Source organism: Rhizobium sp. BK379 (assembly GCF_014193955.1).
Taxonomy (GTDB): Bacteria; Pseudomonadota; Alphaproteobacteria; order Rhizobiales; family Rhizobiaceae; genus Rhizobium.
Map to the genome: position 1 here is coordinate 1733991 of NZ_JACIAD010000001.1, position 12015 is coordinate 1746005.

Annotated in this window: 12 protein-coding genes; 7 read left to right on the forward strand and 5 right to left on the reverse strand. The window is 59.4% G+C overall.

Features of this window, described 5'->3' with window-relative positions; all coding sequences use genetic code 11:
• Positions 1–15 precede the first annotated feature (15 nt).
• Entirely contained in the window at positions 16–1284 is a 1269-nt protein-coding gene (locus FHT93_RS08885; RefSeq protein ID WP_112543555.1) for a cytochrome b N-terminal domain-containing protein, read from the reverse strand.
• 14 nt (positions 1285–1298) lie between these two features.
• Positions 1299–1874 carry a ubiquinol-cytochrome c reductase iron-sulfur subunit gene (petA, locus tag FHT93_RS08890; RefSeq protein ID WP_113016495.1) on the reverse strand — a complete coding sequence of 192 codons (576 nt, stop codon included), beginning with the start codon at positions 1872–1874 and terminating at the stop codon, positions 1299–1301.
• A 287-nt stretch (positions 1875–2161) separates the two neighbouring features.
• On the opposite strand from petA, the gene FHT93_RS08895 reads away from it, so the two are divergent.
• Positions 2162–3091, forward strand: a complete 930-nt coding sequence (locus tag FHT93_RS08895) for an endonuclease/exonuclease/phosphatase family protein (protein WP_113016494.1) — start codon at positions 2162–2164, stop codon at positions 3089–3091.
• On the opposite strand, the gene FHT93_RS08900 is transcribed toward FHT93_RS08895, so the two are convergent.
• Positions 3062–4960 carry an ABC transporter ATP-binding protein gene (locus tag FHT93_RS08900; RefSeq protein WP_112543552.1) on the reverse strand — a complete coding sequence of 633 codons (1899 nt, stop codon included), beginning with the start codon at positions 4958–4960 and terminating at the stop codon, positions 3062–3064. The genes FHT93_RS08895 and FHT93_RS08900 overlap by 30 nt on opposite strands.
• A 162-nt stretch (positions 4961–5122) precedes the next feature.
• On the opposite strand from FHT93_RS08900, the gene FHT93_RS08905 reads away from it, so the two are divergent.
• Positions 5123–5374: a ribbon-helix-helix domain-containing protein gene (locus tag FHT93_RS08905; protein ID WP_112543551.1), complete on the forward strand. Its 252-nt coding sequence runs from the start codon at positions 5123–5125 to the stop codon at positions 5372–5374.
• A 52-nt stretch (positions 5375–5426) separates the two neighbouring features.
• On the opposite strand, the gene FHT93_RS08910 is transcribed toward FHT93_RS08905, so the two are convergent.
• A complete protein-coding gene (locus FHT93_RS08910; RefSeq protein ID WP_112543550.1) occupies positions 5427–7283 on the reverse strand; it encodes an ABC transporter ATP-binding protein in 1857 nt (618 codons plus the stop codon).
• Positions 7284–7667: 384 nt separating this feature from the next.
• On the opposite strand from FHT93_RS08910, the gene FHT93_RS08915 reads away from it, so the two are divergent.
• Entirely contained in the window at positions 7668–8129 is a 462-nt protein-coding gene (locus FHT93_RS08915) for a tRNA (cytidine(34)-2'-O)-methyltransferase (protein ID WP_113016493.1), read from the forward strand.
• A 190-nt stretch (positions 8130–8319) separates the two neighbouring features.
• Positions 8320–9966, forward strand: coding sequence for a Na/Pi cotransporter family protein (locus FHT93_RS08920; protein ID WP_112972204.1), 1647 nt, complete (start codon positions 8320–8322; stop codon positions 9964–9966).
• Between the two features lie 2 nt (positions 9967–9968).
• On the opposite strand, the gene FHT93_RS08925 is transcribed toward FHT93_RS08920, so the two are convergent.
• A complete protein-coding gene (locus tag FHT93_RS08925; protein ID WP_112543547.1) occupies positions 9969–10229 on the reverse strand; it encodes a hypothetical protein in 261 nt (86 codons plus the stop codon).
• A gap of 145 nt (positions 10230–10374) precedes the next feature.
• Between FHT93_RS08925 and hemF the strand changes: the two genes are divergently transcribed.
• From hemF to FHT93_RS08940, 3 genes are all read left to right on the forward strand, one after another.
• Positions 10375–11286: an oxygen-dependent coproporphyrinogen oxidase gene (gene hemF, locus FHT93_RS08930; protein WP_113016492.1), complete on the forward strand. Its 912-nt coding sequence runs from the start codon at positions 10375–10377 to the stop codon at positions 11284–11286.
• A gap of 142 nt (positions 11287–11428) precedes the next feature.
• Positions 11429–11704, forward strand: coding sequence for a hypothetical protein (locus FHT93_RS08935; protein ID WP_112543545.1), 276 nt, complete (start codon positions 11429–11431; stop codon positions 11702–11704).
• A gap of 125 nt (positions 11705–11829) precedes the next feature.
• Positions 11830–12015 (forward strand): DUF1059 domain-containing protein, encoded by a 186-nt coding sequence (locus FHT93_RS08940; protein WP_007824454.1) that lies wholly within the window; start codon positions 11830–11832, stop codon positions 12013–12015.

Below are 12015 nucleotides of genomic sequence, written 5' to 3' on the forward strand. Positions count from 1 at the left end.
TTCCCGTCCGCTCGCTCAGGCCTTGATCGCAGCAGTCTTGTTGCGCTTTTCGAGCACCGCTTCAGTGATCGAGTTCGGAATGCGGCGCGGTGTTTCCACCAGCCCAAGGACCGGCATCGCGACCAGGAAGAATGCGAAGTAGAGCAGCGTGCAGAACTGCGAGATCGTCGTGTACAGGCCTTCCGCAGGCTGCGAGCCGAGCCAGCCGAGGATGATCGCGTTGATCACGAACAGCCAGTAGAACAGCTTGAACCACGGACGATAGACCGCCGAGCGCACCTTTGAAGTGTCGAGCCAGGGCAGGAAGAACAGCACGATGATGGCGCCGAACATGACCAGAACGCCGCCGAGCTTGGAGTCGATCGGGCCGACATTGAAGGTGATCGAGCGCAGCATCGCGTAGAACGGCAGGAAGTACCATTCCGGAACGATGTGGGCCGGGGTCTTCAGCGGATCGGCCGGGATGTAGTTGTCGGCATGGCCGAGATAGTTCGGCAGGTAGAAGACGAAGTAGGCATAGACGATCAGGAAGACCGAAACGCCGAGCGCATCCTTGAGCGTTGCGTAAGGCGTGAAACGAACCGTATCCGTCTTGGTCTTGACCTCGACGCCCGTCGGGTTCGTCTGGCCGGTAACGTGCAGCGCCCAGATGTGCAGGACGACGACGCCGGCGATCATGAAGGGCAGCAGGTAATGCAGCGAGAAGAAGCGGTTCAGCGTCGGCTGGTCGACGGCAAAGCCGCCAAGCAGGAACTGCTGGACCCATTCGCCGACCAGCGGAAAGGCCGAGAAGAAGCCGGTGATGACGGTTGCGCCCCAGAAGGACATCTGGCCCCAGGGCAGGACATAGCCCATGAAGCCGGTTGCCATCATCAGGAGGTAGATGACGACGCCGAGGATCCAGAGGATTTCGCGCGGCGCCTTGTACGAACCGTAATAGAGGCCGCGGGCGATGTGCAGGTATACGGCGACGAAGAAGAAGGATGCGCCGTTGGCATGCAGGTAACGCAGCAGCCAGCCGTGATTGACGTCACGCATGATCTTTTCAACGGAGTTGAAGGCGATCGTGGTGTCGGCGGCATAGTGCATGGCGAGCGTTACGCCCGTCAGGATCTGCACGATCAGCATGACGGCGAGCATGGCGCCGAACGTGTAGGCATAGTTCAGGTTCCGCGGAACCGGATAGGCAATGAAGCTGTCATAGACCATGCGCGGCAGCGGAAGGCGCGCATCGACCCATTTTTCCAAGCCGGTTGATGGCTCGTAGCTGGAATGGCCACTCATTAATCAGTCTCCCCTCAACCGATCTTGATCTTTGTGTCGGACAAAAATGAAAAGGTCGGGATCGCCAGGTTCTGCGGCGCCGGGCCTTTGCGGATACGGCCGGCCGTGTCGTAGACCGAACCATGGCAGGGACAGAACCAACCATTGTATTCGCCGGCCTGACCGAGCGGAACGCAGCCGAGATGGGTGCAGGTGCCGATCATGACGATCCAGTTTTCCTTGCCCTTGCCGCCGGAGCGGTCATCGCCCGTTGCAGGCGCGTCGGCAGGAAGGTTTGCATTGCGGGCGATCGGATCCTTGAGGTCCGACAGCTGGACATCGGCTGCAGCCGTGACTTCTTCCGGTGTGCGGTTGCGGATGAAGATCGGTTTGCCGCGCCACTTGACAGTCAGCGACATGCCGGGCGTAAGGCTTGTGACGTCCACTTCGATGGAAGCCAGCGCGAGCGTCGACGCATCCGGACGCATCTGGTCGATGAACGGCCAGGCAACCGCAACGGCGCCGACCGCACCGGCCATGCCAGTGGTGAGATAAAGGAAATCACGGCGAGTGGGCTCTGAAGCCTCGCTTGTCGTTACGTGTTCGCTCACGGCTTAACCATCCTCTGCGCAATTGTCGCGGAATTCCGCCCTGCCCCTCCAGAGGCGGCGAATCTATCAGAACATATTTCGGCCATAGATTCCCCACCAATCCGGCGCGTTCTATGCTTGATCGCAAATTATGTCCAGCCTTGACAAGGGGATGGGGGCACAATGTCGCGGGAAATTTGAGTGAATTTTTTAAGGCAATCACTGGCTTGCAACTTTGCTGCATTGCAACAAACTGGGGCGCGTGTTAGGCGCTGGTGAGTTTGCCATACGAATTTGGATTTGCGCCGATGAGGCATACTGTTTTCTGCGTATTGAGCGTCCTCATCACCATTGTTCTCGCCCTCGTTTCGCTCCGTTATCTTACCGATTTCTGGCTGCTTTCGCTCGTTTACAGCTTCCAGGTTCATCTCAGCATCATCTGTGCTGTCGGTGCCGTTATTGCCCTCTTTTTCAAGCGGCACTGGTATGGGTTCCTGATGCTGGCGGTGGCAACCTTCCTGAATATCCACGGCGTCATCATGCTGCGCGAATTCGCCGGCAAGCCGCCTTCGGAGAACGCCCCTCGCCTTTTCCGGCTCATGTCCTTCAATATTGAGAATGACAATTTTGAAAACGGCGGGCGGATTGCTGATGCCATTCTGGCCTCGGGCGCCGACGTGGTCGACATCATGGAGGCCGAGCCGGTCTTCGCGCAGTTGCCACGGCTTCAGCAGCTCTATCCCTACCGGATCGGCTGCGATGCGAGCGCGACATGCGATACGCTCGTGCTGTCGAAACGTCCCTTTGCCCGGCAGGAGATCCGCGACATTGGCGAGCTTTGGAAACAGCGGCTCGTGTCGATTTCGATCGACTTCGACGGGACGCCTGTCGATCTGCTCTTCCCCCATCTCTCCAAGCCGTATTTTGATGATTTTCAGGCTGACGAGCTCGAGGATCTCACCGCTTTCATGAAGCCTCATACAGGCGCACTGGTGGTTGCCGGAGATTTCAATTCTTCAATCTTGGCGCCGACCATCCAGCACTTTTTGCGCGGAACGGGACTGAAGACGGATTTCCCGGAACCAACCACCTGGCCCGTCAGCGCCGGTTCATTCGGCATCAGCATCGACCATATCTTCGCAAGGCCGCCGCTGCTCATCCGCTCGACGAGCCGTCTGGAAGACAGCTTCGGCTCGAACCATTACGGCCTAGTCAGCGATTTCGTTCGCGAACACTGAACGCGTATCGTCGTCGTCGGAAGCGAGGAAGCCGCCGGACTGGCGTGCCCAGAGCTCGGCATAAAGGCCGCCCTGTTTCAGAAGCGCATCATGCGTGCCTTCCTCGATGATCTTGCCGCGATCGATCACGACAAGCCTGTCGAGCGCGGCGATGGTCGAAAGCCGGTGAGCGATCGCAAGCACCGTCTTGCCTTCCATCACGCGATTGAGGTTCGACTGGATCGCCTCTTCCACTTCCGAATCGAGCGCCGAGGTCGCCTCGTCGAGAACGAGGATCGGCGCATCCTTCAGCATCACCCGTGCAATGGCGATACGCTGACGCTGGCCGCCCGAAAGCTTGACGCCACGTTCGCCGACATGGGCATCAAAACCCTTGCGCCCCTGCTGGTCTCGCAGCCGCTCGATGAAATCGAGCGCCTCGGCGCGTCTGGCGGCCTCGACAAGCCGTTCCTCACCGGCATCAGGCCGACCGAACAGGATATTGTCCCGCACGGAGCGATGCAGCAGCGACGTATCCTGGCTGACCATGCCGATCTGCATGCGCAGCGATTCCTGGGTGACGCCGGCAATGTCCTGCCCGTCGATCAGGATGCGCCCGCCTTCGAGATCGTAGAGGCGCAGGAGAATGTTGACGAGCGTCGATTTGCCCGCACCGGAGCGGCCGATGATGCCGACCTTTTCGCCCGGACGGATCGTCAGCGAAAATTTGTCGATGACGGCATTCTCCTTGCCGTAATGGAAAGACACGTTCTCGAAACGGATGCCTGGCTGCTTGATGACGAGTTCTTTCGCATCGGGGCGGTTGACGAGATGCAGCGGTTGGGAGATCAGCTCGGCCGCGTTCTGGATGGTGCCGAGATTGCGCATAATGCCGTTGAACTGCGTCATTAGACGTCCGAGCAGGAAGTTCAGTCTCAGAACCAGCGTCAGCGAGAAGGCGACGCCCCCGGAACTGATCAGTCCGCGCAGCCAGAGATCCACACTGATTCCGGCCATGGTCACGATCATCAGGCCCGAAAGCAGCGCCATCGAAGCGCGCACGCCGGTGATGAAGCGTGTGAACTGCAGCACCGTGTCCTGATAGGTGTTGAAGCCATTGAGCATATAGCGATCGCTCTCTTCGTCGCGGGCGAAGAGCTTCAGCGTCTGGATATTGCTGTAGGCATCGACGATGCGGCCATTGAGCAGCGAGGCTGCCTCAGCGGTTTCACGCGAATGATAGCGGATACGCGGCACGAAATAGCGGGCAAGCACGCTGAACGCCACCAGCCAGAAGAGCACCACCGCAGCCAGTGAGAAATCAAGCTGCCCGACCAGAACCAGCGTGGTGACGGCATAGATGCCGACAAACCAGACGCTTTCCATCAGCGATGTCACGAGATCGCCCGTCGCCTGGCCCGCTGACCAGACCTTGGTGACGATGCGCCCGGAAAAATCGCTCTGGAAGAAGGCGAGCGACTGGCGCGACACATGCAGATAGGACTGCCAGCGCGCAAGATTATAGAAACCGGGCGTAATCACCTGCTGGTCGATGAGCGCGATCAGGAAGGCGACGACGAAGCGAACGATGCCGATCAGTGCCAGCATGCCGAAGATCTCGCCGCCATGGGCGGCCAGAAGCGTGCTCCAACCGGCTCCCGGCTTGATCGTGCTGAGGATGTCGACGAGCCTGCCGACGAACCAGAAGAGCGCCGCTTCGATCGCAGCCGACATGCCCCCGAGGATCAGCATGGCGATAAACGGCCACTTGGCCTGGCCGATATAGAAGGCGATGAATCCAAATGTACTGCGCGGCGGCTGAAGATTGTCGCGAGCGCGGAAGGGATCTATCCAGGTTTCGAACAGGCGAAGGATCGGAGTGAGCAGCATCACCGCGATATAGGCCCGTTCAGAATTGTGGCAAAGAGAATATAGGGCCGCCAAAACCTTATATTTTGGTAATGATCGGTAATATCGGCGTCATCACCATTGATACGGGTGGCAGCGACCACGATCTCGTGCCATGATCGCTACTTACCGGAGACCGCGGATATGGAAACGAAAACGCTCAATGCGCATCTTCCGCTTCCCCTTGCGGAAAAGCTCGACGCCCTGGCCGACGCGCTCGATGTGCCACGCGACAGCATCGTGACGGAGGCGATCGCGAGCTGGATCGAACGGGAAGAGCGGCAGCGCATCTTCACGCTGCAGTCGCTTGCCTCGAACTCAATCATGGTAGTGGAACATCATCGCGTCATCGACTGGGCCGATAGTCTCTGCGCGGATCGGGTCCGCACGCTCTAGCGATATGGCCGGACAAGGAAAAGCCCTCCCCGCTCATGCGGGAAGGGCTTTTTTATTGGGCTGCGACTTCAGCCTCTTCCTCGTGATCGGCAAGGAAGCCGCCGGACTGGCGGGTCCAGAGGTCGGCATAAATGCCACCGTGGCTCACCAATTCGGCATGTGTGCCGCTTTCGATGATGCGGCCCTTGTCGAGCACGATCAACCGGTCCATCTCCGTCAGCGTCGACAGGCGGTGAGCGATCGCGATAACGGTCTTGCCTTCCATCAGCGCGAAGAGGTTTTCCTGGATCGCCGCTTCCACTTCGGAATCGAGCGCCGAGGTCGCCTCGTCGAGCACCAGGATTGGCGCATCCTTCAGGAAGACACGCGCGATCGCGATACGCTGTCTCTGGCCGCCGGAAAGCTTGACGCCGCGCTCGCCGACCTGTGCATCCAGCCCCTTGCGGCCCTGCATGTCGACAAGCCCTTCGATGAACTCCCAGGCGTTGGCCCGCCTTGCCGCCTCGATGATGTCCTCGTCACTCGCATCCGGGCGACCATAGGCGATGTTGTCGCGGATCGAGCGATGCAGGAGCGAGGTATCCTGCGTCACCACGCCGATCAGCGCACGCAGGCTGTCCTGCGACACCGCAGAAATATCCTGTCCATCAACGGTGATGCGCCCGGACTCAAGATCGTAGAACCGCAGGAGCAGGTTCATCAGCGTCGTCTTGCCAGCACCCGATCGACCGACGAGACCGACCTTTTCGCCGGCTCGGATGTCGAGCGACAGGTTCTCGATGATGCCCTTGCCCTTGCCATAGTGGAAGCCGATCCGGTCGTAATGGATCGCACCTTTCTTCGCCGTCAGTGGGGCGGCGCCCGGCTTGTCGACGATATCGTGCTGCTTCGACATCATCTCCATGCCGTCATAGACGGTACCGATGTTTTCGAAGAGCGCGGAGACTTCCCACATGATCCATTGCGACATGCCGTTGACGCGCATCGCAAGACCAATGGCGATGGAAATCGCGCCGACCGAGATCGTACCGTTCAGCCACAGATAGATCGACAGGCTGGAGATGACGAACAACGAGATGCAGTTGTTCAGATAGACGCTCATGTGAAAGAGCGTCACCTTGCGCATCTGCTGGTGAACCGTATCCAGGAACCCGTCCATGCTTTCCCGCGCATAGACCTCTTCACGGCCGGCATGGGAAAACAGCTTCACGGTCGCGATATTCGTATAGCTGTCCACCACGCGGCCCGTCATCAGCGAGCGTGCATCGGCCTGCTGGGCCGCGATCTTGCGAAGCCGCGGCACGAAATAGGCAACGATACCGATGTAGATACCAAGCCAGGCGAGGACAGGCAGCATCAACCGCCAGTCGGCGGCCGCTATGATGACGATCATCGAAAGGAAATAGGTCACGACATAGACGAAGACGTCGAGGATCTTCATGACCGTTTCGCGCACGGCAAGCGACGTCTGCATGACCTTGGTGGCAACGCGTCCGGCGAACTCGTTGGCGAAGAAGGTCATGCTGTGACGCAGCAGGAAGCGGTGCATCTGCCAGCGCGCGATCATCGGGTAATTGCCGAGCATCATCTGGTGCATGATAAGCGAATCGAGACCGGCAACGAGCGGCAGGCCGATCAGCACCAGCGCACCCATCCAGATGAGCTTGTGGCCTTCGTTCTGCAGGAAGGTCGCGCGGTCGGCATTCGTCAGCCAGTCGACGATATCGCCGAGGAACTGGAACAGCGCCACTTCGCCGATGGCGATCGTCGCCGTCAGAACGGCCATGAGTGCAAGCCATCCTGCCGCCGGCTTCGTATAGTGCCAGCAGAAGGCAAAAAGGCCTTTCGGGGGAGCAACCGGCTCCTCGCTCGGAAAGGGATTAAGTCGCTGCTCGAACCAGCCAAACATGAAAATCGCTCCGGAATTTCCGCGTTCCGGCCCCGTCTTCGCGCCCGCAGGGGCGCATGCAAGCACATATGGGAACCGGAGGCTCAAGGGGCGAGGCCATAACGGCCGCGCAATGAATCAAATGGGCAATTAGGGAAGAAAAGCGCTTTATACGCGCCAGATCACCAACAGCGGCATCACAGGCGGGAGACGCATCAGCACAAAAATATCCATGTCGGCGCTCCCTGTTGGCGATTGAAGATATGCACCGATAACGCGAAAATGCCCAAATTTCCAGCCCCGCCGCATCGGAAAATGACCATCAAATGGTCAAAAAACGTCCTGTTGCGTCAAAATCACAGTTCGGATAGGCCATTTTTGCATCATCGCAACGGACAACTTCCCATGGCAGACCTCAGGCTTGCGCTCTACCAGCCCGATATTCCCGGCAATACCGGCACAATCCTGCGCCTAGCCGCCTGCCTTGGCTTTGCAGTCGACATCATCGAACCGGCCGGCTTCGACATTTCCGATCGCAACCTGAAGCGCGCGGGCATGGACTATCTGGCCGCTGCCGCACTCACGCGCCATGTCAATTGGGACCGCTTCGAGGAATGGCGTGCAGCCACCGGCCGCCGCCTGATCCTCGCCACGACGAAAGCATCGCAGCGCTACACGGATTTCGCCTTCCGCACCGACGATATCCTGCTCTTCGGCCGTGAAAGCGCCGGCGTTCCCGACCACGTGCATGAACGTGCCGATGGGCGCGTCCTGATCCCGATGGTGGAAGGCCAGCGTTCGATCAACCTCGCCGTCTCCGCCGCAATGATAACAGGCGAGGCAATGCGCCAGACCGCCTGGTCGTGAACCTGCACCCATGCCGATGCTTGGCGGCCTCGATGTCGCAAACACCGCTTTGAATCGACGCGAAATCGCCTATATTAATTAGCCAGGCAATCAATAAATCTGCACAAGCGGTGAGATTCCAATAATTTACTCGACTGCGCAAATGTAGAATCGGGAAAAGCTTCTCAAGAAGAAGAAAAAGACCAGGACCATGGAATCCACAATCGTCATGATCAATCTGTTCGGCGCGATCGCGCTGCTGCTCTTCGGCCTAGCACAGGTCAAGGACGGCGTCACGCGCGCTTTCGGAGCACGTCTGAGGACCGGGCTTGCAACCGGCACGGCGAGCGGCCCACGCTCGATCCTGTCAGGCTTCCTGGCAACCATCGCCCTTCAGAGTTCGACGGCGACGGCCCTGATGACGGCGTCTTTCGTGGAGCGCGATCTCATCAAGCCGCGCATGGCGCAGATCGTGTTGCTCGGCGCCAATGTCGGAACGGCTGTGACCGCCTGGATCGTCGCAACCGGCATCGAGTGGCTGTCGCCGCTTCTCATCCTCCTCGGCATCGTGCTCTATCGCGGCAAGTCTGCTGCCCGCCACGGCGGAGGTGCGGCCATGATCGGCATCGGCCTGATGCTGCTCTCCCTGCATCTGCTCAGCAACGCGACGGAACCGATGCGCAGCTCTCCGGCGCTGGCCGCCTTCATCGGCCTTCTCGGAGATGCCTGGCCGGTCGCTTTGGCCCTTTCGGCGGCCCTCGCCTTCATCTCGTCGTCCAGTCTCGCCGTCGTCGTGTTGATCCTCTCATTGGCCTCGACCGGCATCGTCTCGCCTGAACTGATCGTCATTCTCGTGCTTGGAGCCAACCTGGGCGGCGCAATCCCGCCTGTCATCGCCACCCTTTCCGGTCCGGCATCGGCAAGGCGGGTGACGCTTGGCAATCTTATCGTTCGTACGGCCGGCTGCCTCGTGGCGTTGCCGCTTGCCGGCTACGCGGCGCCGCTCCTCGAAATGCTGCCTTTTGGCCCTTCCAAACTGCCGGTCGATACGCATCTGATCTTCAATATCCTGCTCGCCGCCGTCGCGTGGCCCTTTTCCCCGATGCTTGCCGCTTTGACCAGCCGCCTCGTGCCCGACGATGTTCAGCCGGATCAGGGGCCGAAGTTTCTCGACATGCAGGAATTGTCCACACCCGTGGTGGCGCTTGCGAGTGCCACCCGCGAAGTGCTCGGTGTCGGCGACCTGATCGAACGCATGCTGATGCGCAGCTCGGAAGCTTTCCAGCACAACGACATGTCGAAGCTGGCCGAGATCCCATCTCTCGAGAAGAGGGTCGATCTCCTGCAACAGGAGGTGAAGATCTATCTTTCCAAGCTCGGCCGCGTCGGCCTGAGCGACGAGAATGCACGGCGCTCGATCGTCATCATCGACTACGCGATCAATCTCGAGCACATCGGCGACATCATCGAGAAGGGCCTGCTGGAACAGGTCGGCAAGAAGGTCTCGCTCGGCCTGAAATTCTCGGAGGATGGTTACAGGGAACTGCACAAGCTGTTTGACCTGACGATCGACAACTTGCGCGTCGCGCAGACGATCTTCGTCACCCGCGACTTCAACCTTGCCAAACAGATGATGGAAGTGAAGGTCGAGGTCCGCCGCATGGAGAAGCAATCTGCCGAGCGACATCTCGAGCGGCTTCGTGACGGGCGTGCCGACAGCCTGCAGACGAGCTCACTCCATCTCGACATGCTGCGGGATCTGAAGCGTATCAACGCTCATATCGTCTCGGTAGCGCACCCGATCCTCGATGAAAGCGGCTTGCTGATCGAAAGCCGTCTGCGTGATGCGGCGGAATAAGGTCAGTCGGCGGATGGCAGGCGGCGCATGGTGAATTCGATCTGGTCGCCTTCAAGCTGGCGCCAGCTCTCCACCTCTGTCCAGTAGGCAGCTTTGGGATATTCATCGAACCATTCGCGCGCCTTGGCGCGGGCTTCCAGAAGCCCCATCCGATAGGTCTCGCGGACGAAGTGATCTTTCTGACGGGCGGACGCTTCTGCCCGATGCTTTGCGATCCTGCGCTTCAAGCCTTCAAAGGGCGGAGGCCCCGGAATTTTCGCCATAAAACCTACCTCTTGATCGAAAGGTAGTATCGAAATCGCCCCTTTGCGAGTCGAATCTTGCAAGCCCTTGCAGCTGCCTCCCTGTGCTGGCGGGCGCCTGCTGCACCTGCTAAACGATAGTCATAATCAGGAAAGAGCGAATCGCATGGAAAGACCGGAACTGCCGATCGGCCTGCCCGAAGACATAGAGGACAAGAAGACCGCCGCCCGAACATGGTTCGAAGGATTGCGCGACACGATCTGCTCTTCCTTCGAGGCACTGGAAGACGAACTCGAAGGCCCGCTATCCGATCAGGAGCCCGGCCGTTTCGTCGCCAAGGACTGGTCGCGCGAAAACGGTGCAGGTGGCGGTGGCCGCATGTCGATGATGGAAGGCCGGGTCTTCGAGAAGGTCGGCGTGCACACCTCCACCGTCTACGGCGAGTTCTCGCCGGATTTCCGGGCGCAGATACCAGGCGCCGGTGAGGATCCGCGCTTCTGGGCGTCAGGCATTTCGCTGATCGCCCATCCGGTCAATCCCAATGTGCCGGCCGTTCACATGAACACCCGCATGGTCGTCACCACCAGCCGCTGGTTCGGCGGCGGCGCTGATCTGACCCCGGTGCTCTCTCGCCGCCGCACGCAGGAGGACGAGGACACGCTGCTCTTCCACAAGGCCATGGAAATCACCTGCCGCAACCATACGGTCGCCGATTACGACGCCTACAAGAAATGGTGCGACGATTATTTCTTCCTGAAGCATCGCAATGAAGCGCGTGGCGTTGGCGGCATCTTCTACGACTGGCTGCATTCCGCCGAGGAAGCCGGCGGCTGGAATGCCGATTTCGCCTTCACGCGGGATGTCGGCCGGGCCTTCGCCATGGTCTACCCCAAGATCGTCCGTTCAAACTTCAACAAGGATTGGACGGAAGCCGACCGTGACGAACAATTGATTCGCCGTGGTCGCTACGTCGAGTTTAATCTGCTCTACGACCGGGGAACGATCTTCGGCCTGAAAACCGGCGGCAATGTCGAATCCATTCTCTCTTCGCTGCCACCCGTCGTGCGCTGGCCATAAGCCAGCGCCAAGCGTGCAGGCAAAGACCGGCACGCTGATAAATTTGAAACACAATTCCGGTAAAATCGCGTTGAAAGGCCTTCATCAGAACTGAGTGCGTCCTAAATTAGCTTCTGTGCGTTACAATCGGAGGAGGATTGTCATGACGGTACAAAGCAGCCCCCCTGCTTCTGCAGGTGTTCAGGAAACGTCCCGCGCAATCGAAGCGCCCGAGTTTCTAACGCGCATCGCCGAAGACTTGAGAGCGAAAAGCGGCTCCGACCTGCCGCTGTCCTGCTTTGTCGAGCAGGTGAAATTGCAGCTCGCAGGCGGCAAGACCCCGGAAGAACTTGAACAGCAGGCAACAGGTGCTGCCAACAGCAACAAGCCCGCACACCTTTCGGACACTTACATGGCCTGGGCAATGCCCCACCAATAACAGAGCCTTTCGGCCGACTTCCAGGTCGGCCGGAGCTTTCCTCCGACGGAACCTTCTCCATTGCCGCACATTCCCCAGTCGCGCGAAAGCGCGATGGTTCTGCATTTCAGAGACAGGAGAAGACCATGCGACTTTTCGAATGCGGTACGCTCGTTCCCGGATGCGATTGGCACACAAGGGCCGATAATGATGCTGAAGTTGTTCGCCGCGCCGTCGAGCATATGAGAACCGCCCACGGCGAAACGACCATTCGCGAAAACATGGTGGACAATATCAAGGCCCGCATCCGCGACGAGGCGAACGCGGCCTGA